The sequence below is a fragment of the Bifidobacterium longum subsp. infantis ATCC 15697 = JCM 1222 = DSM 20088 genome (genome assembly GCF_000269965.1).
Taxonomy (GTDB): Bacteria; Actinomycetota; Actinomycetes; order Actinomycetales; family Bifidobacteriaceae; genus Bifidobacterium; species Bifidobacterium infantis.
In genome coordinates this window covers 2,052,199-2,074,711 of the sequence record NC_017219.1, presented here as the reverse complement: position 1 = coordinate 2,074,711, position 22,513 = coordinate 2,052,199, and the positions used below count along the sequence as shown (strand labels likewise).

Sequence of the window (22,513 nt, the reverse complement as noted above, 5' to 3'; positions counted from 1 at the left end):
GATTCTCGTCCGGCGTTCGGCCGCCGTCGTTGGCCGTGATGATACTGGAGACCATGAAGCTCAGGCGGCGGCAGCCAAGGGCGAAGTCGAGAAAGAGGTGACGGCGTGACACTTGAACAGAGGTCAGATAGCGCGGCGGCGGAGCAGTGCCGAGCATGACCAACAATCAACGGCCGCAGGCGATTGAGGTGCGCGGTGCGCGCGTGCATAACCTCAAGAACATCGACATTGACATTCCGCTGTGTGAACTGGTGGGCGTGGCCGGCGTCTCCGGTTCGGGCAAAAGCTCTCTGGCGCTCGGCGTGCTGTATGCGGAAGGTTCGCGGCGCTACTTGGAAGCGCTGTCCACGTACACGCGCCGTCGACTGACCCAGGCCAGCCGCGCCCAGGTGGACGAAGTGCTGCACGTGCCGGCCGCGCTGGCTCTGCACCAGCGGCCCACGGTGCCCGGCATCCGCTCGACGTTCGGCACGATGACCGAATTGCTCAACAGCCTGCGACTCCTGTTCTCCCGCGTCGCCTCGCACGTGTGCTCGCATTGCGGGGCGCGCAACGAGCCCACGCTGAACGTGGCGGCCGGACTGCCCATTACTTGCGTCAGCTGTGGCAAGGAATTCCATGCGCCCGGTGCTGAATCGCTCGCCTTCAACTCGGCCGGCGCCTGCCCGACCTGCTCCGGCAACGGCATCGTGCGCGAAGTAAACCGCGCGGCCCTGGTCCCGGACGAGTCGAAACGCATCGACGACGGCGCTGTGCTGCCATGGGGCTCGCTCATGTGGGACCTCATGAAACAGGTGTGCGGTGCGATGGGCGTGCGCACCAACGTGCCGTTCAGCGAGCTCACGCCCGAAGAACGCGACATCGTATTCAACGGGCCAGCCGTCAAAAAGCACATCCTCTACAAGCCGAAGAAAGGCGACGATTTCGCCGAACTCGACTTCACCTACTTCAACGCCGTGTACACGGTGGAGAATGCGCTCGCCAAAGCCAAGGACGAGAAGGGCCTGAAGCGTGTGGCCCGGTTCCTCAAGGAGGGGCCGTGCGCCGACTGCAGTGGCACCCGACTGAGCGCCGTCGCCCGGGCTCCGCACGTGCGCGGGCTGAACTTGGCCGAAGCCGGCGCGATGACCTTGGACGCGGCGGCGGATTGGGTGCGCGGAGTGCCGGAATCCCTGCGCCCCGACATGCGGCCGATGGCCACCAACATCTGCGAATCGTTCCTAGACGTGGCCCGACGACTGCTGGATCTGGGGCTCGGCTATCTGGCGCTTGATCGCGCCGGCGCCACACTGTCGACCGGAGAACGCCAACGTGTGCAGCTCGCCCGGGCCGTGCGCAACCGCACCACCGGCGTGCTGTATGTGCTCGACGAGCCATCCATCGGTCTGCATCCCTCGAACGTGGACGGGCTGCTCGGCGTGATGTATGACTTGGTGGCGGACGGCAATTCCGTGGTGGTCGTGGACCATGACGTGCGTGTGCTCAAGGCGTGTGACCATCTCATTGAAATGGGGCTGGTCGCCGGTGCCGAAGGTGGGCATGTGATCGTGCAAGGCACGGTCGGCGAGGTGGCGGCGAATCCCAGTAGTCGCATTGCGCCGTTCCTATCTGATCAGGTGAGCGCGCGTATACGTGAGCGTGTGGCTGAATCACAGGTGTTCAGCCTTGGCCACATACGCATGACAACCAGCCAGCTGCATACAGTCAAGCCGCTGGACGTTGATATCCCGCGCGGCCGGCTCGTGGCGGTGACCGGCGTCTCCGGCTCAGGCAAGACCACGGTGGTGCTTGAATCGCTGATTCCCGCGCTCAAAGCGCAGGCAGCGGGGGAGCGGTTGCCGGAACACGTGCTCGAGCTTAAAGCCGAGGGCATCAATCGCGCGAATCTCATCGACGCCACGCCGATTGGCGCAAATGTGCGTTCCACTGTGGCCACCTATGCCGATATTCACGACGAATTGCGCCGCGCCTTCGCCCGCGCGGACGACGCCAAAGCGGGCGGCTGGAAGGCTGGCGATTTCTCGTACAACACCGGCAGACTGCGTTGCCCCACGTGCGACGGCACCGGTTCGATCTCGCTCGATGTGCAGTTCCTGCCGGACGTGACCATCGAATGCCCGGATTGTGGAGGCTCCCGCTATGCGTCCGAAGCCGACGCGATTCGGCGTGCGGTTAAAGCGGCTAAGGGCAAAGCGGCGAAGATGAAGGTCCCGGATAAGCGCAAAGCTGCCAAGGAAAAATTGAGTGAGGCGACGGGTCAGGGTGGCGGCAACATTTCCCTGAGCCTGCCTCAACTCATGGCAATGAGCGTGGACCAGGCGCTGGCCGTGACCAGCGACCTCAAGAAGGTTCACGCACGTCTGACCACCCTGCACGACTTGGGCCTCGGCTACTTGACGCTCGGCGAACCGACTCCGGCGCTTTCGGGCGGCGAAGCCCAGCGGCTGAAACTCGCCAGCGAAATGGGCAAGGCCCAATCGGACGCGGTATTCGTGTTCGATGAGCCGACCATCGGTCTGCACCCGTTCGACGTGCGCGTGCTGCTGGGCGTGTTCGACCGGCTCGTGGCGAGCGGCGCAACAGTCGTGGTCATCGAACATGACCTTGACGTGATCGCCAATGCGGACTGGATCATCGACATGGGTCCGGGCGGCGGCGAAAGCGGCGGACGCATCGTCGCCACCGGAACGCCGGAACAAATCGCGGCCAATCCGAACAGCATCACCGGGCGGTATCTGTGCTGACTCGTATGGCGGTCACGCGCCTTCGCATAGGACCCTGCGCGAGTAGGATAGCCGTCCATGGTGCAGATTCATGGCGTTAGACGCGCAAGCGCGGACGCGAAATATCGGCAGATGACCGGGCAGCCGGTCAAGCCGCTGATTCTCAAACTGTGCTTGCCGGCCGTCATCTCCAACTTGGTGACCACCGCCTACAGTCTCACGGACACGTTCTTTATTGGTCAGCTCGGCACCGCGCAGTCCGGTGCTATCGGCATCGCGTTCTCCGTCATGACCGTGATGCAGGCGCTCGGCTTCTTCTTCGGCAACGGCGCGGGCAACTCGATGAGTCGCGAACTCGGCAAGCAAAACAATGATCGCGCCTCCCGACTACTGGCCGTGGGCTTTGCGGGCGCGGTGATCTCCGGTTTGGTGATTGCCGCAATCGGGTTGCTGACCCTGCGGCCACTTGTCGTCATGCTGGGCTCGACCTCGACGATTGCCCCATACGCCGTGCAATATCTGACGCCGTTGCTGGTCGCCGCACCCTGCGTGTGCGGTTCGTTCGCACTCAACGGACTGCTGCGATACCAAGGGCAATCGACGTTCGGCATGATCGGGCTGGTTTCCGGCGCATTGCTGAATTTCCTGCTTGCGCCATTGTTCATTTTCGTGGCCGGTCTGGGGATTTTCGGTGCCGGCCTCGCCACCGCCATCTGCCAGACGGTGAGCTTTACGATTCTGACCACGATGAGCCGCAAATTCGGCGTGATGAAACTGTCCCTGCGCAATTGCAAGCCGGATGTGCTGCTCATGCGCGAAGTGGCTGGCGGCGGCCTGCCTTCGCTGATCCGCCAAGGCGCCGGCTCGATTTCCGTGACTTGCGTGAACATCGCCGCCAACCCGTTCGGCGACGCGGCCATCGCCGGCATGGCCATCGTGATGCGCATCATGTTGGGCGCCAATTCGGTGATCGTGGGTCTCGGCCAAGGCTTTCAGCCGGTGTGCGGCTACAACTACGGTGCCGGCCTGTTCGCGCGAGTCAAAGAGGGATATTGGTTCTGCGTGCGGCTCACCACCTGCGTGCTCGTGGCGTTGGCAGCGCTGCTGTGGATTTTCGCGCCGCAACTGGTCGAGATCTTCCGTTCCGACCCGGCCGTGGTGGCGGTGGGCGTGGCAGCGCTGCATATTCAATGCTGCACGGTGATTCTCAACGGCTTCAACATGATGGGCAATATGATGACCCAGACCATGGGCCGCACCGGCATCGCCTCGTTCCTGGCCTTGTGCAGGCAAGGCCTGTTCCTGGCGCCAATCGTGCTGATTCTGCCGATGATGTTCGGCGTGCTCGGCGTGGAAATGGCCCAATCGGTGTCCGACGTGCTGACATTCGTGGTCACCATCCCGTTCATGCGGCGAATCCTGCACGAATTGCGGTAGATGTCATCAAGATTTTCGACTTCCAGACCAGGTGGACCGAGCATATCTCGCTGAATCTCTGTAGTTTTTCCTTACCGTTGCGTTCATTAGGTCGATTATGCGTTCATTAGGTCGGTGCCCTGCTTAGCATGAGATAATGAGCATTGGAATGAAACCATTCTTGAAGGCAGTGTTCATCACAAGTGACCTAATGAACGCATAATCGACCTAATAAATGAATGGCGGATGGCTAATACGGAGCCTGAATGCAGAATATGAAACGTATGAAAGCCAACCAGGCACACAAGTGGCCTGTACCGGAGCGCATCGAATCGCTGTACCGCACCATGGCTGACGCACTCGGCCCGACCGGATGGTGGCCGGCGGAGACCACGTTCGAGATTATGGTGGGCGCGGTGCTGACGCAGAATACGGCGTGGAGCAATGTGGATCGTTCGCTTGCGGCGTTGAAAGCGGAGGATGTGCTCGAACCCCATGCGTTGGCGGCCATGGATCCGGAGCGTTTGCAGGAACTGATTCGACCGTCAGGCTTTTATGTCAACAAATCCAAGACCGTACAGTCGCTGAGTCGGTGGTATGTGGAGCGTTGCGGGGCCGCGCCCGAGGGTGCCGCGGCTATTTCCGATGCCGAATTACGGGCCGAGTTGCTTGGATTATTTGGTATTGGCGGCGAGACGGCCGACGATCTGATGCTGTACGTGTTCTCGCGCCGCACATTCGTGGCCGATACCTACGCGCGGCGGCTGTTCGCCTTCCTCGGATTCGACGTGCCGGCCGGCTATCCGGCATTCCACAAGGCCTATTCGCCCGTGGTGCTGAGCACGAGCCTCAGCGTTGGGGATTTGCAGGAGTTCCATGGGCTTATCGACGAGTTCGGCAAGGCATACCGCGATGACGCGGCAAAGAGTGAGTCGTTCTTGGGTGTAAGCCTCACACAAAATGGTGCTCAATAAGAAAAGTGTGAGGCTCGCACAGCGCCAATCGCACATCCAAATCCTGGGAACGGCGGTCTGATGCCATTCCGTCGAATGTGCGATTGATTGGTATTGTGCGTTTGCCTCACACTTTTCTTATTGAGAATGATTCGCTGCGATATGCCGCATATCTCGTTTCGAGGTATTTCTCGCTGTTGAGATACACTATACATCGAAACGACACATATCGAAACGTGGCGTGTCGAAACGAGGTAGACTGGTGATCATGAGCTTGATTGAGATGATGATTCTGGGGTTCTTAAGCGAACGATCCATGTGCGGCTACGAACTGCGCAAGAAGATGGAACAGCTGCAGGGCTACGCGCGCAAATTCAGCGACGGCACGGTATATCCGGCGACCAACCGACTCGTCGAAGCCGGCCTGATTTCCGAACAGTCTGAGATCCGCGATGGCCGTCAGCGCCGCGTATTCACCCTGCTTGAGGCGGGCCGCAACAAACTCATCGAGGAACTGCGCAACACCGGCGGATTCAACCTCACCGATATCACCCGCTGGACCGTCGTGCTCACCTTCCTTGGTGTTGTTCCGGATAAATCAGACCGTGACGCGGTGCTGCGCCGCCGCTACGACCTGCTGAACGGCCATGACGTGCACTTCTTCTACTGCGACGCCGGCAACCCGCTCTCCATCGAGCAGATCGACGACCCCTACCGCCGCGGCATCATCGCCGTGCATGACGCCGAAATCGCCGCCGAGCTCGACTGGTTGCGCTCAATGCTGGGTATCGAAGACGAGTCTGTGGCACAATAGTTCGACTGGCACAGTCGCCGCAGCAACTAACAGGAGACGATGATGACCGAAGGCAAGCCGATCGCCAAGCCGATGATCGATGACGCCACGCGTGAGAAAATGGCGCTCATGTTCTCCGGCGAAGTCTATCTGCCGGACGATGTGGATGGCTTCTTCGACCTGCAGGCCGCCCAGCGCACCTCCAGCTCGAACTCAACGCCACGCCGCTGACCCACCCGAAGCGCCGTACCGAACTCATGAAGGCGTTCTTCGGCGCTGCGGGGGAGGGCCTGTACCTCGAAGGCCCGGTGTACGCGAACTGGGGCAGCAATACGTACTGGGGCGAGCGCTGCTACGCCAACTTCAACCTGACGCTGGTCGACGATGGCGATATCTTCATCGGCTCCCACACCATGCTCGGCCCCAACGTCACGCTTGTAGCCACCGGCCATCCTGTGCGTCCGGACCTGCGCTACCGGGGCGCCCAGTATTCGTGTCCGATCCACATCGGCGAAAACGTGTGGATCGACACGTTCGCGCCGACCCACACGTTGCGCCCGAGGGCCACCGGAATGCAATACACGTAGCGGTGCTCGCGCAGCACCGGCAACACGGGGTGGCAGGCGGCTCATTAGCACGGGGAACGGTTGAACGAGAAGTGGATTGGCATGTGGTGGTATCGAACATACTGATGCGTGTGCCGCCGAGCCTGTCCAGATGGCTGCCTATATGAACCAGTGACAGGAAATCGTGGGAGAGCAAACGAGAGGAGTGTGCATGGGGCAGTTCGGTGTCATGATTGGCCAGTTGGTCGGATTCCTGATCATGCTGATGGTCGGATACGGATGTGTAAGGCTCCGGTTCTATGGTCAGACGGCGCTGGACGGCATGTGTTCGCTGCTGCTCAACGTGCTCATCCCTGTGCTCGTGTTCTCGAACGCCGTCGACGGCGCGGACCGCGCGCAGCTCGCCGCCAACTGGGGCGTGATGCTGCTGACCGCCGTGATGTACGCGCTGCTCATCCTGGTGTTCTGGCTGGTCGCCAAACTGTTGCGGCTCAAAGGTTCGCGTAGCCATGTATTCCAGGCATCGCTTATTTTCGGCAACGCCGGATTCATCGGCATTCCGTTGATTATGGCACTTTGGCCGCAGAACGGCGCGATTTACGTGGCGCTGATGTCGATCATCGACCAGACGCTGCTCTGGACGTACGGCGTATGGCTGTGCGAGCCGGTCGTCGAAGCGACTGACGGCAACGCGATTGGCGCGCGAGGTGCGGTCGCGAACGGTTCGGTGAACGGCGCCGGTTCGGTGGGGGAGGCTGGTTCGGCGAGCAATGCTGGTTCGGCGAGCAATGCCGCAAACGGTGGTTCTCCGGCCGTCGTCCGCCCCTCGCTAGGTACCCGCGTCCTCGGCCTGCTTAAACGATTCGTCAATCCCGCCTTCATTGGCGTGATGCTCGCCCTGATTCTGATTCTGCTTGGCGTCAAGGTGCCGGACATCATCCTGAAGCCGCTGCACACCATCGGCAATATGGCCACACCGATGTCGCTAATCTACTTGGGCGGCCTGTTCGCACTGACCAAGTGGTGGGGCGTCCTCAAACGCTACGAACTCTATGCTGGCCTAGTCGCCAAGATGATCGCATTCCCGCTCGCCTTCTACGCGCTACTGACCGCGCTGACCGGCGCATCGCCGCAACTGTCGATCACCCATGACATGGTGCTGATGATCACGGTCATCGCCGGACTGCCGACCATGACCACCATCGCCATGTTCACCGGTCGCAAGAACAACATGCCCGAGTATGCGGTCGGCTTCGTGCTCGTAAGCACGCTGTTCTCGCTGGCCTCCCTGACGATTGTGTCGGCGGTCGTGTTCTGAATTGTCCCCTTCGACGAAAAGAATGCCGGGGGCCTCCGGCGCTTGGAATCTCATTCATAAATAAATGCTGGCTATTCTTTTTACCATGAATCAGGAACCATTTTCTGTTGTTCTGGCCGAAAGATAATCTCAAGGGTTTCGGTCGCCACGAAGACAGCATTATCAACGGTCGCGGCGAGAATCCGGCCGTCATCAAGCGCGACTACGAACTCATGAAATGGGTCAACGCGAACTCCTTCCGTACCTCGCACTACCCGTATAGCGAAGAGAACCTCAGGATGGCTGACCGCGAGGGCTTCCTGGTCATCGATGAATGTGCGGCCGTGGGCTTTATGTCCAGCCTAAAGAACCTCGTGAAACGAATTTCACGAGGTTCTTTCTAGTTACGCTGAATGACTCCCATTAGACTCCCACAAGAGAAGAGCAATGGCGAAATCCCAACGTTGCTAAGCTCTCAAACTCAGATGTGGAAGTAGAGCTCGTACTCGAGCGGGGTCGGGGCCAGGCGAGCCTGGTCGATCTCGTCGCGCTTGAGGCCAATCCAGGTCTCGATCAGGTCGTCGGTGAACACGTCGCCGGCGGTGAGGAAGTCGTGGTCCTCTTCCAGGGCGTCCATAGCCTCGGCCAGGGAGCTTGGCACCTGCTTGATGCCAGCGTGCTCTTCCGGCGGCAGCTCGTAGAGGTCCTTGTCGACCGGCTCCGGAGGCTCGATGTGGTTCAGGATGCCGTCCAGGCCAGCCATCAGCTGAGCGGAGAAGGCCAGGAACGGGTTGCAGGACGGATCCGGAGCGCGGAACTCGATGCGCTTGGCAGCCGGGGAGGTGCCGGCCAGCGGAATACGGATGGCGGCAGAACGGTTACGAGCGGAGTACACCAGGTTGACCGGAGCCTCGAAGCCCGGGACCAGACGGTGGTAGGAGTTCAGGGACGGGTTGGTGAAGGCCAGCACGGAGGAGGAGTGCTTGATCAGACCGCCGATGTACCAGCGAGCCAGATCGGACAGACCAGCGTAGCCCTTCTCGTCGTAGAACAGCGGCTTGCCGTCCTTCCACAGGGACTGGTGGCAGTGCATACCAGTGCCGTTGTCGTCGGCGATCGGCTTCGGCATGAAGGTCGCAGCCTTGCCAGCCAGAGCGGCGGTCTCGTGGACGACGTACTTGTACTTCATCAGGTCATCGCCTGCGTGCTGCAGGGTGTTGAAGCGGTAGTTGATCTCCTGCTGGCCAGCGCCGGCGACCTCGTGGTGGGAACGCTCGAGGATCAGACCGACCTTCTGCAGGTTGGCGACCATATCGTCGCGCAGATCCTGGGTGTGGTCAATCGGCGGAACCGGGAAGTAGCCCTTCTTGACGCGATTCTTGAAACCGATGTTCGGGGTGCCGTCCTCTTCGGAGTCAACGCCGGAGTTCCACGGAGCTTCGATGGAGTCGACCTCGTAGAAGGAGCGCTGCATGGAGTTCTCGAAACGCACCTTGTCGAAGATGAAGAACTCGGCCTCAGGGGCGAAGGATGCGGTGTCGGCGATGCCGGTGGACTTCAGGTAGGCCTCGGCCTTGCCGGCGACCTGACGCGGGTCGCGGGAGTACGGCTCGTCGGTCAGCGGGTCGACGATGGAGAAGGCCACGTCAAGGGTCTTGTGCTTGCGGAACGGGTCAACGAAAGAGGTCTCAACGTCCGGGACCAGCTTCATGTCGGACTCGTTGATGGCCTGGAAGCCCTGAACGGAGGAACCATCGAACGGCATGCCGTCGGTGAAAGCGTCCTTCAGGAATTCGCTAGCCGGCACGGTGAAGTGCTGCTGAACGCCGATAAGATCGGTGAAACGGACGGAGACATACTCGATGCCTTCCTTGTTGATAAGGGCCTCGACGTCTTCCTTGGACTTGAGTTCGGTCACGGGACCGCTCCTTTCGTATGAGATATAACGGTATATATCGTAAAATAGCGCGTTTCGCCGGCTCGAAACTTGGGTTACGAGAATGTTTCGTGACTGTGGCCGACAATCGCGCAGGCGCGTTATTTCAACGAAACATCATTACAGAATGGAAACGGAGACTATCGGGGAAGTAGGTAGAGATGTCCGCAACGTGGACAGTGGGTATTGACAGGTGACGTAGGTGGATGTAAGTGGACGCGATTATGAGACATATGACGAAGCCCCGGAACCGATTGAACGGATTCCGGGGCTTCTGTGCGATTTGGTTGTGTGCTGCCGATCAGCGACCGCGCATCGCGCGGCGGGAGATCTTCTGCGGGCGGTTCGGATCCATGCCCTTGGGGATGGCATAGCCCTTCTTGGCCTGCAGCGTGCGAAGACGATCGTTCAGCGTTTCCATCTCGGCCTTGGTCAGCAGGAAGCGACGGCGCGGATGAATCTTGGCGATCAGTGCGTTCTTGTGGTGCGTGGGCTCATAGCTCTTGGACTTGATCACCGTGCTACGCAGCTTGGCCAGCGGCACCTGCTTGGGGCCGTGGCCCACGGCGATGCGGTACACCGGAATGGAGGAGCCGGCGGTGACGCCCTTGATATCGCGTTCCTGACGATCCATCGCCTTCATGACGCGACCGTATTCGCCTTCGCCGATCAGGTAGATGCCGTTCATCGAAGTGCCGCGCCAGATGGCATCCTTGGTCTTCGGGTCGATCCACGCCGGTTCCTGCGGGAAGTCAAAGCCGGCTTTCTGCATGTTGCTCAGCACGCCGATGGCGGCACCAGGCTTGCCATCAATCTGCTTGTAGCCGACTGCATCCGCGCGGCGGGTGAGCATCATGGTGGCCAGCAGAATGCCGAGCATGATGGCGGTGATCATGGTGAAGATCCAGATCAGCCAGGTCCACTTGACAATCAGACCGATGATGATCGTCACGACTACAGGCAGCAGGAAAGCACCGGCCTCAAGCCACGGCAGGGCCTTGTCTTCCTTAGCCGTGTACTTGTAGATCTGGATGATCTGCTTGATTGTGCTCTGCTTCTTCGGCTTCGCGTCCTTCTCCGCCATCACTTCTTCCTTTGTTGGGACGAAACACACTGGGCAATATCTTATCAGGTGCGCTGGTCCGAACTTGCTTGTGCTGGTTGGTCTCAGCGTGTGTGCAATGGTCGTCCGTCGGCCTTGAGCAGCGCCTCTCCGAGCGTTTCACTGAATGTGGGATGCGGGTGAACGAGGCGGGCTGCGTCGGCGAGCGGCACATGGTTGCCGACCAGCTGTTCGGCTTCGGCGATGATGTCGGAGGCCATCGGGGAGACCATGTGCACGCCGAGCACGCGCGGGGTGTCCGGGTTGGCCGCGTCGCAGCCGGAGACGATGGTCAATGAGCCGGCCGTGCCGCTCATCAGCATGCGCGCGTTCGCCAGCATCGGATAGTTGGTCTCCTTGATTTCAATGAGATCCTCCCTCGCCTGCGCCTGTTCGACGGTGAGCCCGACCGACGCCGCTTCGGGGAAGGAGAACACGATCTGCGGCACGGTGGCTTCGTCCACCGGCTTGGGATTGAGTCCGGCGATGGTCTCCGCGATGACGATGCCTTGCTCAAAAGCACGATGCGCCAGCGCGTGACCGGCCGTCACGTCGCCTACCGCCCATACGCCCGGTTTGTCGGTGCGACCGTACGCATCCGTGGCGACATGTCCGTGGTCGTCGATCGTCACGCCCCATGCTGGGTCGGTGATCGGGTCACGCCCGATGGCGACAAGGGCGATTTCGCCCCAGACGCTCTGTTCGCCATCCTGGCCTTCGCGCGTGTAGTGCACGGTGGCGCCAAGGTTTGCGCCGGTGTCCACGTGGGTGACGCTGGCGCGGGTGATGATGTTCACGCCATGACGTTTGAGCTCACGGGTCAGCGTGGTGCCGGCTCTCCGGTCCCAGGCTGAGAGCACGCGGTCCTTGCGAATCAGCAGGGTCACCTTCGAACCGGTGGCGTTCCATATCGAGGCGAATTCAAGGGCGATGGCCCCGGCGCCGATAATCACCGCCGAAGAGGGAAATTCGTTGACTTCCAGCGCCTGTGTGGAGTCGATGAGGGCGCCGGCGAACGGGTTGCCGGGCAATGGGCGTGGCTTGGCACCGGTGGCGATGACGATGTTCATGGCCGTGAGGTCCATCGTTGGGCCGCTGGGTTCGGGGACATCGGCCTTGTGATAGGTGAGGATGTCGCTTTGGCCGGGGGAGGGGACGAGGCGGACGATGTGGTTGGAAGTTGCTGGAGCAATCTCATCCGCATGGAACGCGGCATTGGCCCGGAACACGGTGATGCCGCGATGGGCGAGCAGTCCGGCCAGTCCTCCCACCATCGTCTTGACCACGCGCAGGCGATAGTCGCGCAGCGTGCCGAAGTCGATGCCATTCACCGAGGCGTTGACGCCGAGTTCGGCTGCACGGTGCACGGTGTCGATGGTGTGGGTGGCGGTGATGAGCGCCTTGGAGGGGATGCAGCCACGGTTGAGACATGTGCCGCCCACGGTGGCGTCACGCTCGACGAGTGCCACTTTCATGCCGAGTTCGGCCGCGCGCAGAGCTGTGGAATAGCCGCCGGGGCCGGCCCCGATGATGACCAGATCAAACTGTTCGCTCATGGTTGCCTCCTTGATGCATATAAGTATGGCTCCCATGCTAGGGAGCCATATGCGGCTATCGCCGCCACTTCGCCTAAGAACAGTCCACTGGACTGTTTTCTTTACGGCTCAGCCCCTCAATGAGGGGAGCCGGAGTATATATGAAAAATCAGTCCGCCGGCCAGTGACCGCGCTTCGGGTAACGCGGCTTGGGAAGTCTCCAACGACGCATCTGGATGGAACGGCTCCAGGCGTAGGAGAAGGAGCGGGAGCCCTTGGCCACGGACGATTCGCCGTACTTGGCGATCAGCTTGGGCTTGAGCCTGCGCCACATCAGCCACACGTCGATGATCACGGCGATCAGATAGCCGTACATCAGCGCCATCATGGTGACCGACGCCCACTGGTTGCGCATCAACGAGGCGGCGAACATGGAGGCGATCAGGATTCCGAAGCTCACCGGAATGAACCATTCGCCGAGGTTGAACCGGGCGTCCACGTAGTCGCGGATGTAGATGCGCCACGGCAGGCGTTCCGACTTGGGCATGTGGTTGATGTCGCCCTTCTGCATCGCCTCGTACTCGGCGTTCTCCCTCTCGCGCAGACGGGCTTTGGCGGCCTTGGCGCTGGCCTTGCGGTCCACCGGAACCAGCGGACGGATACCGGCGGCCTGAGCCTGCTTCATCTTCGGGGTAGGACGGCCTTTTTTCTCAGAAGGATCGGCGGCCTTCTTCGGGGCCTGCTCAACAGGAACTTGGGCCTCTTCTTTTTTCTTAAACGGATTCCATGTCATGCTTTGAGGTTACGGTGACGTTCAGACACTTGTACACTGGCGCAGTCATTGCAATGACGCCGCTCACGCACATATATAAAGGAGGATCATCATGGCAACGTTCACCGCTGACGAGATTCGTTCGCGCGTCGAAACCGATTGGAACCGCATCGTCAAGGTGCTGGCCGAAAAGGTCGCGCTGCAGTCGATCTCCGCCAAGGGCATCACCGCCGAACATATGAAGCGCTCCGCTGAATTCGTGGCAGACGAACTGCGCCTCGTGGGTGTGGATGCCAAGGTGGTCCAGGCTTCCAATGCCGATGGCACTCCGGGCGCATGGGAGGTCATCGGCTCGCATATCGTTTCTCCGGACGCCCCCACCGTGCTGCTCTACGCCCATCACGATGTGCAGCCTGTTCCGGACCCGGCCGAATGGGACACCGACCCGTTCGTGGCCACCGAAATCGACGGCCGCCTTTACGGCCGTGGCTCCGCCGATGACGGCGGCGGCATCGCTATCCACTCCGGTGCGCTGAAGGCCTTGGGCGACGACCTCAACGTCAATATCAAAGTGTTCATCGAAGGCGAAGAGGAGATGGGTTCGCCAAGCTTCATTCCCTTCATCGAGGCTCACCGCGACGAATTCGCCGCTGACGTGATTATCGTGGCTGATTCCGGCAACTGGTCGGCGGACATTCCTTCTTTGACCACCTCGCTGCGCGGTAACACCTGTGTGGACGTGACCGTGCAGGGCCTTGAGCATCCGGTGCACTCCGGCCAGTACGGCGGCCCGATTCTCGACTCCAATACGTTGGCCGCCATGCTCATCGCTTCCATGTATGACGAGAACGGCGATCTGGCCGTACCCGGCGTGGCCGCGGAAGAGCCGATCGGCGGTTTGCAGCACGACCTTGACGAAACCACTGTGCGCGAGGATTCCGGCGTGGTGGCCGGTTACGAGTTCGCCGGCACCGGTTCGCTGGCCTCACGCCTGTGGACCAAGCCGTCCGTGACCGTGATCGGCTTCGACGCCCACCCGGTCGAGGGATCCTTCAACGTGATCGCCCCGGAGACCCGCTTCCGTTTGTCGCTGCGCACCGCGCCCACCCAGCGCCCTGAAGAAGCGCAGGAAGCACTGGCTGCATTCTTCGAATCCCACGCGCCGTTCGGTGCCAAGGTCACTGTCGAACGCGGCGAAAACGGCATGGGCTGGGCCATGGACCCGACTGCCGTGGCCACCAAGGACGCGCTGGAAGCCATGACCGAGGCTTTCGGCGTTGAGCCCATCAACAAGGGCGAAGGCGGCTCCATTCCGTTCATCCCCGAACTGCAGCGCATTTTCCCCAACGCTCAGGTGCTGGTCACCGGTCCCGAAGACCCGAAGGCCAACGCCCACAGCCCCAATGAGTCCATCTCCCTGCCCGGCCTCAAGAACAACGTGATCACCGAGGCTTTGCTGCTGGACAAGCTCGGCAAGTAGCCGAACCGTATCGGTAATGGTAGCGAGCCGCCGTCCGGTAGGTCACAGATGTGGCTATTGCCTTTGACGGCGGCTTGCTTTATAGTCGGGGAGTTGACACGGGAGCTGCCGTTAGGCGGCTGAGAGGAGACACATAGTCTCGACCGATGGAACGTGACCGGATAATGCCGGCGCACGGAAATGTCGCTCTTACCCACCCGTGCCTGAACCAACCTGCGCGTGGCCACGAACATGTGCATCATGTGCGTACATATATCCATGTATGTCCGGCCTGCGTACGAGCAGAAGAAAGGCGCATTCATGACTGAAGCTGTGGCCAAAGCCAATTACAAGTGGCGCGTCGTCGATATCGTCGTCGCCGCAATCATCGCCGTCGCATCCGGCGTCATTTTCTGGGGCTGGGACATTGTCTGCTCCGCCCCGCTGGCCCTGTTCGAAGGCGTGACCCCCGGTTTCGAGGGTCTGCTCAACGGATTCTGGCTGTTCGCCGGCCCGCTCGCCGCAATCATCGTGCGCAAGCCCGGTGCCGCACTGTTCGCCGAAACCCTCGCCGCCTTCCTTGAACTTACGCTGGGCAACCAGTGGGGCGTCGGCGGCTCGCTGATCGTCGGCATCATCCAGGGTCTGGGTGCCGAAATTGCCTTCGCCGTCTTCGCCTGGAAGAAGTGGAACATCGGCACCACCATCCTGTCCGGTGCGCTCGCCGGCGTGGGCTGCTGGGCCTACTACTGGGCCACCAACCCGGGCTGGAACGGCCTGCGCGTCACCTGGTACTTGGTCGGCTCCATCATCTCCGGCGTCGTGATCGCCGGCGTGGTGGTCTGGTATCTGTCCCGCGCGCTCGCCGCCACCGGTGCTCTGGAGCGCTTCGAGTCCGGACGCGGCAAGGCGCGGGTCTGATGCAGGTCGATCCGGCCGCGGTCAGGGCCAGCGGCTGGGGCTGGCGGCACGCGACGCGCAAGGATTTCGCGTTGCGTGCCGTCGATTTCACCATCCGGCCAGGTGAACGTGTGCTGTTGCTTGGCGCTTCGGGCGCGGGCAAAAGCACGATGATGGCCGGTCTCGCAGGCGTACTTGGCGGCGATGAGGAAGGCGAGCAGGAGGGCTCGCTCACCATCGATGGCGTCGATGCGCGCGAGGCGCGAGGCCGCGTGGGACTGGTGCTTCAGGACCCGGACTCGCAGATCATTCTTGAACGACTAGGCGATGACGCGGCCTTCGGCTGCGAAAACCTCAACGTGCCGCGCGAGGAGATTCGGCAGCGAGTGCGCGAATCATTGGATATGGTGGGACTCGGCGGACTCGAACTGGATCGGTCCACCCGCCATCTGTCCGGCGGTCAGCGCCAACGTCTCGCGTTGGCCGGCGTGCTGGCTATGAAGCCCGGTCTGCTGTTGTTGGACGAACCGACCGCCAACCTCGACCCCGAAGGCGTGGTCGAAGTGCATGACGCGGTCAAAAAGGCCATCGAGGACACCGGACAGACCATGGTTGTGGTCGAACATCATATCGATGTATGGCTCGATCTGGTCGATCGCGTGATTGTGCTCGGCCGACCCGATGCAAGTTCGCCCACGGGTGCGGTCATTGCCGACGGCAAGCCGGACGAGGTGTTCGCCGAGATGGGCGACGTATTGGCCGCCGGTGGCGCGTGGGTGCCGGGCCGTGCGATTCCCGATTACTCACCGAAGCAGGAGCCTGCGCACGATGCGCCGGTGCTCAGCACTGAGAACTTAAGCTTTGGCCGTGGAACCGCTCTTGGCGTTGGTGTCAATCTGGATTTTTATCCCGGCGAAGTAACGGCTCTGATGGGTCCGAACGGCGCGGGCAAATCGACCTTGGCCTTGACCTTGGCCGGGCTACTCGAGCCTATCGCCGGCAAGGTGCTCATCGCCGACAACCTCAAGCCCGCGCATGCCGGGCGTGAGCCAATCGACTGGAAAAGCAAGGAACTGCTGGGCCGTATCGGCATGGTGTTCCAGGAGCCCGAGCACCAGTTCGCTGCCAATTTCGTGCGTGACGAAGTCGCCATCGGCCCCAAGTCGATGGGGCAGAGCCAAGACGAGGCTTATCAGACCGCCGACCGCATGCTTGAGCAGATGAATCTCACGCGCTTCGCCAAAGCCAACCCGTATACCTTGTCTGGCGGGGAGAAGCGGCGACTGTCCGTGGCTTCCATGCTGGCCGCCGCACCCAAAGTGTTGGTGATGGATGAGCCGACATTCGGACAGGATTTCAGTACGTGGAATGAGATGGTCAAGCTGATTGCCGCCATCCGCGATCAAGGCTCGTGCGTGATCATGGTGACGCACGATGAGGCGCTGGTGGATGCGCTGGGCGCACGACGTGTGATGTTCGAGGAGGCGAAGGCATGAGTGACGTGGTAATCGTCAGTCCGCAGGAAACGCGCGTGGAGCCGGTCAAAGCCTCATCGCCCTCATGGTTTATCGCGCGCATCAACGCGGTCAGCCGCATCATCGGTGCGCTGTTGCTGTGTATTCCGATGTTCATCAGTCTGGATGTGGTATCCGCGTCTACGGCGCTCGGCATCGAATTCGTGCTGCTGTGGATTGGTGGCGTGGCTCCGTGGACCGTATGCCGTAAGACCTGGCCGGTATGGATCGCCGTCGCCGGCAGTTTTATCTCCGTGTTTCTCTACGGCCGCACCTCGGGCGAGATCCTGTGGCAGGGCGGCTGGATTGTGATCAGCGAGGGATCCGTTAATCTGGCCATCGCCACGGCTATCAGGGTGGCGGCCATTGCCGTACCCGGCGTGATTCTGGCCCTGGGCCTCGATCCCACTGATTTGGCGGACGGTTTGGTCGAGATTCTGCACTTCTCACCGCGATTCGTATACGGCGGGTTGGCTGGATTGCGCATGTTTACGCTGCTGCAGGAAGATTGGCGCGCACTCGGCTTGTCCCAGCGTTCGCGCGGCCTTGGCGACGGTAACGCCATCGCCCGTGCCCTCTCCCAAGCGTTCGGACTGCTGGTGCTCTCCATCCGGCGCGCCACCAAACTTGCCACCGCCATGGAAGCGCGCGGCTTCGGCTCCGGCGCCCCACGCTCCCAAGCCCGCATCTCGCGTCTGAAGCCTGTCGACTGGATCTTCTACGTCATCTGTCTGGCCGTCCCGCTGGCCTCCATAGGCGTAGCCGTCGGCACCGGGAATTGGCACTTCGCCTTTCAGGGTGCCTGAAAGGCGGCAGACTGGCACAGTGCCTTTCAGGGTGCTTGAAAGGCTTACGATGCCTCCGCCAGCGGGGAGCGAGCCACGACTGACGTAATGCCCCGGCAGTAGGGTAGTGGCTATGCCCATCAACGCCCAGATTCTTGATAATCCGAAATCCGACCGCGTGCGCCACATCGCCGATCTGACCCGCACCAAAGGCCGCGAACGTTCGGGCCGTTTTCTTATCGAAGGCCCGCAATCCGTGCGCGAGGCCGTCACTTGGCGGCCGGACGTGGTGCGGGACCTGTATGTAGAGGTTTCGCAGGCGCTGGAACATCCGCGTATCATCTCCTCCGCGTTGGAGAAGATCGTCGAAACCTCGCAGGATGCCACGATTTATGTGCACTACTGCACCGGCGACGTGATGCACCGCATCAGTCCGGACGCCCAAGGCATCGCGGCCGTCGGCAATGCCGAGTCCATGCACGCCGGTGCCGATGACGTCGAACTTGGCAAGAACGGTCGGGCCCCGCAGATTGCCGTCTTCTGGCAGGTGCGCGACCCGGGCAACGCCGGCACCGTGATCCGTGCGGCCGATGCGGCCGGCTGTGACGCCGTACTCTTCGTGGACGACTGCGTGGACGTGCTGAACCCCAAGGTCATCCGCTCCACCGCAGGCTCCCTGTTCCATCTGCCGGTACTCGCCATGAGCACCGACGAATTCTTCACCTGGACAGGCGACCATAATTTGGACGTCTGGGCCGCCGACGTATACGGCACCGAAGAACGCAAGCCGGAAAGCCTGCCCGCAGTACTGGCGGACAAGGCGGCGGTCGAGGCTCCGAAAGCCGTGTTGTTCGGCAATGAGGCGCGTGGCTTGGAACCGGACATCCTCACGCGCTGCGGCCGCATCGTCTCCATCCCGCTTTATGGCAAGGCCGAATCGCTGAACCTCGGCACCTCGGCCGCGGTGATGCTGATGTCGCTGTCTATGTCGGGTCATGTTGAAAGAATGTGAAACCGGTAAAAACGCTGTGAAACGCTGAGAAAACATCAGACGAAAGGGTTCTCGTGGCAGAACAAATGGTGTTCGACGCCGACCAGGTGACCGCTGAGGTTGCCGAGGGCATCGAGAAAATCCAGAACGCCTCCAACCTGGAGGAGCTCAAGGCCATCAAGACGACGTACGCAGGTGCCGATTCGGCGATGACCAAGGCCAGCAAGGCCATTGGCTCCCTGCCCGCCGACCAGAAGAAGGAAGCCGGCAAGCTCATGGGCAAGCTGCGCGCCGACTTCGGCCGTGCCTATGGTCCCAAGGAGGTCGAGCTCAAGGAAGCCGCCGAGAAGGCCGCGCTTGCCGCCGAAACCGTGGATATGACGCTGCCGGTGAACCGTAAGCCTCTGGGCGCCCGTCACCCGCTGCCTAAGCTGATGGAGGACGTCGAGGACTTCTTCATCTCCATGGGTTGGCAGATCTCCTCCGGCCTGGAAATCGAAGCCGAATGGTACAACTTCGACTCCCTGAATTTCGGCCCGGACCATCCGGCCCGCCAGATGCAGGACACCTTCTACGTCAAGGGCAATCAGGCCAAGGACGCCGCCGGTTTCGTCGGCTCCAACATGGTGGTGCGTACGCAGACCTCCTCCGATCAGGTCCGTGCCCTCCTGACCCGTGGCGTGCCGCTGTACATCGCGTCCCCGGGCCGTGTGTTCCGCACCGATGAGCTGGACGCCACCCATACTCCGGTGTTCCACCAGTGCGAAGCCCTCGCCGTCGACAAGCACCTTACTATGGCCGACCTGAAGGGCGTGTTGGACAAGCTCGCCGTCGCCATGTTCGGCCCTGAAGCCAAGACGCGCCTGCGCCCGAGCTACTTCCCGTTCACTGAGCCGAGCGCCGAACTCGACCTGTGGTTCCCCGACAAGAAGGGCGGCCCCGGCTGGCTCGAGTGGGGCGGCTGCGGCATGGTGAACCCGAACGTGCTGAAGTCCGCCGGCATCGACCCGGACGTCTACACCGGTTTCGCCTTCGGCGTCGGCATGGAGCGCACGCTCCTGCTGCGCAGCGACATCAACGACATGCACGACCTGGTCGAAGGCGACGTGCGTTTCGCCGAACAGTTTGTGATGGGGGAGTGATTCAGCCATGCCTATGATTGATATCGATTGGCTCAAGGACCATGTCGAGGTTCCTGAAGGCCTGACCTACGAACAGCTCGCCAAGGACCTTGTCAAGGTGGGTCTTGAGGAAGAGGAGATTCACTCCTCCCAGGTGACCGGCCCGATTGTGGTCGGCTACGTGGTCGACGCCACCCCCGAACCGCAGAAGAACGGCAAGACCATCAACTGGTGCCACGTGGACTGCGGCGACGAATGGAACGAGACCGACGAAGACGGCAACAAGGTGCCGCGCGGCATCATCTGCGGCGCGCCCAACATGAAGGCCGGCGAAAAGGTCGTCGTCACCCTGCCCGGTGCCGTGCTGCCCGGCGACTTCAAGATCGAACCGCGCAAGACCTACGGCCACATCTCCAACGGCATGTGCGCCTCCGAACGTGAGCTGGGTCTGGGAGACAGCCACGACGGCATCATCCTGCTGCGTCAGTACGGCTTCTCCGAGGCCGAATACGAGGCTCTGAAGCCTGGTCAGGACGCCATGCACCTGCTGCACCTCGACCAGCCTCTGCTTGAGATCAACATCACCCCGGACCGTGGCTACACGCTGTCCTACCGTGGCGTGGCCCGCGAATACCACCACTCCACCGGTGCCGTCTACACCGATCCGGCCGTGGCACTCAACGAGAAGGCCCCGGAACCTGCTGACTACCAGCCCGGCACCCCGGTGGACATCGATGTTGAAATCGACGATAACAATCCGATTCACGGCGTGCCCGGTTGCGACCGCTACTACGCGCGCATCGTCAAGGACTTCAACCCCAACGCCCACACGCCCAACTGGATGCGTCGTCGCCTGATCCGCGCCGGTATGCGCTCCATCTCCTTGGCCGTGGACGTGACCAACTACGTGATGCTTGACCTCGGCCAGCCGATGCATGCCTACGACCTCGACAAGCTCGAAGGCCCGATTGTCGTGCGCCGCGCCAACGAGGGTGAGAAACTCACCACCCTGGACGGCAAGGAACATGACCTGAGCGTCGAAGATCTGCTTATCACCGATTCGCCGAACGGCGAACGCGGCTCGCGCATCCTCGGTCTTGCCGGTGTGATGGGCGGCCTGTATGGCGAAGTGACCGCCGACACCAAGAACATTCTTCTGGAGGCCGCGCACTTCGATCAGGTGACCATCGCCCGTTCGGCCCGTCGCCACAAGATTCCATCCGAGGCCTCCCGCCGCTTCGAACGTGGCGTCGACACCGCGCTGCAGCCCGCCGCCACCCAGATGGCCGCCGAGCTCATGGCCAAGTACGGCAACGGCGAGCCCAGCGAACACCCGAACGACGTGAACAACACGCCGCGCGCCAAGGTCATCCACTTCAAGGCCTCCGAAGTGGCCCGCGTGGCCGGCCTCGACGTGGACATCAACCGCATCTCCGACATCCTGACCGACATTGGCTGCACGGTGGCCGGCGGCGGCAACGGCGAGTTCGCCGTAACCGCGCCGAGCTGGCGCCCGGACTTGAACGAGCCGTGCGACCTGGTCGAGGAGATTGCCCGACTGGTCGGCTACGACCAGATTCCGATTACCGTGCCGCCGGCACCGGTCGAGGGTCTGGTGGGCCTGACCCCGGACCAGCAGCGTCGCCGTCGCGTGGCGGACGAGCTCGCCGAGTTCGGCATGGTCGAATCGCTGAGCTACCCGTTCGTGGGCGACGACGATTACAAGGCCTTCGGCTTCGACCCGGAAGCCACCAAGAAGGTCAGCGTCGAGATCGCCAACCCGCTCTACGGCGACCGTCCGTACCTGCGTCGCGAGATTCTGCCGACCCTGGCCACCACCGTGCAGCGCAACATCCGCCGCGGCATCGAAAACGTGTCCCTGTACGAACTCGGCCACGTCTACCTGTGGGATCCGGATGCGCCCGCCATCCCGGCACTGCCCGGTGGCGTGCGCCCCACCGACGAACAGCTCGCTGCGCTTGACGCCGGTCTGCCCGAACAGCCCGACCATGTGGCCGGCATCCTGACCGGTCTGGCCGAGGACGACGGCTGGATGGGCGGCAAGCGCCCGGTCGACTGGTCCGACGCCGTCGAGGCCGTGCGCCGCATCGCCGGCCGTATCGGTGCCGCAATCGAACTCGACCAGCCCGCCGCCGACGATGTGCCCGTCCAATGGCACCCCGGCCGCGTCGCCCGCGTCATGGTGGGCGACGTCTTCACCGGCTGGGTTGGTGAACTGCACCCGCGCGTCAACGAGGCGCTCGGCTTCCCGGCCCATTCCGCGGCCTTCGAGCTGAACCTCACCGCGCTGTTCGCCACGCTGACCGGCAAGCCCGTCCAGGCCAAGCCGATCTCCACGTTCCCGCCGGTCAAGCAGGATTTGGCCTTCACCGTGGACGAGACCGTGACCGCAGGCCAGCTTGAGAACGTGATTCGCAAGGCCGCCGGCGCGAACCTCGAATCCATCGAACTGTTCGACGTGTTCACCGGCGAACAGGTGGGCGAGGGCAAGAAGTCCCTGGCCTATGCGGTGGTGTTCCGTTCGCCGAGCAAGACGCTGTCCGCCGAAGACAGCGACGCCATCCGCAAGGCCATCGTGGCTGAGGCCGCCGAAATCGGCGCCCAGCTGCGCGCCTGACCCAACCAATCA

The 22,513-nt window shown here is 61.9% G+C and carries 17 protein-coding genes and 1 pseudogene; 14 read left to right on the top strand and 4 right to left on the bottom strand.

Going from position 1 to position 22,513, the window contains the following annotated elements; translation table 11 throughout:
• The first annotated feature begins 155 nt into the window (after positions 1 to 155).
• From BLIJ_RS09880 to BLIJ_RS09845, 7 genes and pseudogenes are all read left to right on the top strand, one after another.
• Complete coding sequence (locus BLIJ_RS09880) at positions 156 to 2,744, top strand: excinuclease ABC subunit UvrA (RefSeq protein ID WP_012578186.1); 2,589 nt, start codon at positions 156 to 158, stop codon at positions 2,742 to 2,744.
• A gap of 57 nt (positions 2,745 to 2,801) precedes the next feature.
• Positions 2,802 to 4,160 (top strand): MATE family efflux transporter, encoded by a 1,359-nt coding sequence (locus BLIJ_RS09875; protein ID WP_012578185.1) that lies wholly within the window; start codon positions 2,802 to 2,804, stop codon positions 4,158 to 4,160.
• Positions 4,161 to 4,405: 245 nt separating this feature from the next.
• Positions 4,406 to 5,113 carry an endonuclease III domain-containing protein gene (locus BLIJ_RS09870; protein WP_012578184.1) on the top strand — a complete coding sequence of 236 codons (708 nt, stop codon included), beginning with the start codon at positions 4,406 to 4,408 and terminating at the stop codon, positions 5,111 to 5,113.
• Between the two features lie 247 nt (positions 5,114 to 5,360).
• Positions 5,361 to 5,906: a PadR family transcriptional regulator gene (locus BLIJ_RS09865; protein WP_012578183.1), complete on the top strand. Its 546-nt coding sequence runs from the start codon at positions 5,361 to 5,363 to the stop codon at positions 5,904 to 5,906.
• Positions 5,907 to 5,945: 39 nt separating this feature from the next.
• Positions 5,946 to 6,412 (top strand): annotated as a pseudogene (locus BLIJ_RS15075) (maltose acetyltransferase domain-containing protein); the annotation flags it as partial.
• 250 nt (positions 6,413 to 6,662) lie between these two features.
• The gene (locus tag BLIJ_RS09850; RefSeq protein WP_012578180.1) at positions 6,663 to 7,769 is read left to right on the top strand and encodes an AEC family transporter; all 1,107 of its coding nucleotides are present in this window, start codon (positions 6,663 to 6,665) and stop codon (positions 7,767 to 7,769) included.
• A gap of 107 nt (positions 7,770 to 7,876) precedes the next feature.
• Positions 7,877 to 8,152 (top strand): glycoside hydrolase family 2 TIM barrel-domain containing protein, encoded by a 276-nt coding sequence (locus BLIJ_RS09845; protein ID WP_014485062.1) that lies wholly within the window; start codon positions 7,877 to 7,879, stop codon positions 8,150 to 8,152.
• A 77-nt stretch (positions 8,153 to 8,229) separates the two neighbouring features.
• Here BLIJ_RS09845 and glnA read toward each other — a convergent pair whose 3' ends face one another.
• The 4 genes from glnA to BLIJ_RS09825 form a co-directional block, all read right to left on the bottom strand.
• Positions 8,230 to 9,666, bottom strand: coding sequence for a type I glutamate--ammonia ligase (gene glnA, locus BLIJ_RS09840; RefSeq protein WP_012578179.1), 1,437 nt, complete (start codon positions 9,664 to 9,666; stop codon positions 8,230 to 8,232).
• Between the two features lie 319 nt (positions 9,667 to 9,985).
• Positions 9,986 to 10,768 (bottom strand): DUF4191 domain-containing protein, encoded by a 783-nt coding sequence (locus BLIJ_RS09835; protein ID WP_012578178.1) that lies wholly within the window; start codon positions 10,766 to 10,768, stop codon positions 9,986 to 9,988.
• A gap of 83 nt (positions 10,769 to 10,851) precedes the next feature.
• Entirely contained in the window at positions 10,852 to 12,342 is a 1,491-nt protein-coding gene (locus tag BLIJ_RS09830) for a dihydrolipoyl dehydrogenase family protein (RefSeq protein WP_012578177.1), read from the bottom strand.
• Positions 12,343 to 12,490: 148 nt separating this feature from the next.
• Positions 12,491 to 13,114: a DUF3043 domain-containing protein gene (locus tag BLIJ_RS09825; protein ID WP_012578176.1), complete on the bottom strand. Its 624-nt coding sequence runs from the start codon at positions 13,112 to 13,114 to the stop codon at positions 12,491 to 12,493.
• A 91-nt stretch (positions 13,115 to 13,205) separates the two neighbouring features.
• Between BLIJ_RS09825 and BLIJ_RS09820 the strand changes: the two genes are divergently transcribed.
• From BLIJ_RS09820 to pheT, 7 genes are all read left to right on the top strand, one after another.
• Positions 13,206 to 14,573: a dipeptidase gene (locus BLIJ_RS09820; protein ID WP_012578175.1), complete on the top strand. Its 1,368-nt coding sequence runs from the start codon at positions 13,206 to 13,208 to the stop codon at positions 14,571 to 14,573.
• Positions 14,574 to 14,873: 300 nt separating this feature from the next.
• Positions 14,874 to 15,473: an ECF transporter S component gene (locus BLIJ_RS09815; RefSeq protein ID WP_014485061.1), complete on the top strand. Its 600-nt coding sequence runs from the start codon at positions 14,874 to 14,876 to the stop codon at positions 15,471 to 15,473.
• Positions 15,473 to 16,948 carry an ABC transporter ATP-binding protein gene (locus BLIJ_RS09810; RefSeq protein ID WP_012578173.1) on the top strand — a complete coding sequence of 492 codons (1,476 nt, stop codon included), beginning with the start codon at positions 15,473 to 15,475 and terminating at the stop codon, positions 16,946 to 16,948. The genes BLIJ_RS09815 and BLIJ_RS09810 overlap by 1 nt, the downstream gene beginning before the upstream one ends.
• A complete protein-coding gene (locus tag BLIJ_RS09805) occupies positions 16,945 to 17,772 on the top strand; it encodes an energy-coupling factor transporter transmembrane component T family protein (RefSeq protein ID WP_012578172.1) in 828 nt (275 codons plus the stop codon). The genes BLIJ_RS09810 and BLIJ_RS09805 overlap by 4 nt, the downstream gene beginning before the upstream one ends.
• A 112-nt stretch (positions 17,773 to 17,884) precedes the next feature.
• On the top strand, positions 17,885 to 18,763 hold the full coding sequence (locus BLIJ_RS09800) for a TrmH family RNA methyltransferase (RefSeq protein WP_012578171.1): 879 nt from the start codon (positions 17,885 to 17,887) through the stop codon (positions 18,761 to 18,763).
• Positions 18,764 to 18,816: 53 nt separating this feature from the next.
• Positions 18,817 to 19,884 (top strand): phenylalanine--tRNA ligase subunit alpha, encoded by a 1,068-nt coding sequence (gene pheS / locus BLIJ_RS09795; protein ID WP_012578170.1) that lies wholly within the window; start codon positions 18,817 to 18,819, stop codon positions 19,882 to 19,884.
• Positions 19,885 to 19,891: 7 nt separating this feature from the next.
• Entirely contained in the window at positions 19,892 to 22,501 is a 2,610-nt protein-coding gene (pheT, locus tag BLIJ_RS09790; protein WP_012578169.1) for a phenylalanine--tRNA ligase subunit beta, read from the top strand.
• The last annotated feature ends 12 nt before the right edge of the window (positions 22,502 to 22,513 follow it).

What these genes read in the sequence shown, in the direction of transcription:
- BLIJ_RS09805 (WP_012578172.1), top strand. Translation starts at nt 16,945, where the DNA reads ATGAGTGACGTGGTAATCGTCAGTCCGCAGGAAACGCGCGTGGAGCCG.
- BLIJ_RS09870 (WP_012578184.1), top strand. Translation starts at nt 4,406, where the DNA reads ATGCAGAATATGAAACGTATGAAAGCCAACCAGGCACACAAGTGGCCT.
- BLIJ_RS09825 (WP_012578176.1), bottom strand. Translation starts at nt 13,114, where the DNA reads ATGACATGGAATCCGTTTAAGAAAAAAGAAGAGGCCCAAGTTCCTGTT.
- BLIJ_RS09820 (WP_012578175.1), top strand. Translation starts at nt 13,206, where the DNA reads ATGGCAACGTTCACCGCTGACGAGATTCGTTCGCGCGTCGAAACCGAT.
- pheT (WP_012578169.1), top strand. Translation starts at nt 19,892, where the DNA reads ATGCCTATGATTGATATCGATTGGCTCAAGGACCATGTCGAGGTTCCT.
- BLIJ_RS09865 (WP_012578183.1), top strand. Translation starts at nt 5,361, where the DNA reads ATGAGCTTGATTGAGATGATGATTCTGGGGTTCTTAAGCGAACGATCC.
- BLIJ_RS09880 (WP_012578186.1), top strand. Translation starts at nt 156, where the DNA reads ATGACCAACAATCAACGGCCGCAGGCGATTGAGGTGCGCGGTGCGCGC.
- BLIJ_RS09835 (WP_012578178.1), bottom strand. Translation starts at nt 10,768, where the DNA reads ATGGCGGAGAAGGACGCGAAGCCGAAGAAGCAGAGCACAATCAAGCAG.
- BLIJ_RS09875 (WP_012578185.1), top strand. Translation starts at nt 2,802, where the DNA reads ATGGTGCAGATTCATGGCGTTAGACGCGCAAGCGCGGACGCGAAATAT.
- BLIJ_RS09815 (WP_014485061.1), top strand. Translation starts at nt 14,874, where the DNA reads ATGACTGAAGCTGTGGCCAAAGCCAATTACAAGTGGCGCGTCGTCGAT.
- BLIJ_RS09800 (WP_012578171.1), top strand. Translation starts at nt 17,885, where the DNA reads ATGCCCATCAACGCCCAGATTCTTGATAATCCGAAATCCGACCGCGTG.
- BLIJ_RS09810 (WP_012578173.1), top strand. Translation starts at nt 15,473, where the DNA reads ATGCAGGTCGATCCGGCCGCGGTCAGGGCCAGCGGCTGGGGCTGGCGG.
- BLIJ_RS09850 (WP_012578180.1), top strand. Translation starts at nt 6,663, where the DNA reads ATGGGGCAGTTCGGTGTCATGATTGGCCAGTTGGTCGGATTCCTGATC.
- BLIJ_RS09830 (WP_012578177.1), bottom strand. Translation starts at nt 12,342, where the DNA reads ATGAGCGAACAGTTTGATCTGGTCATCATCGGGGCCGGCCCCGGCGGC.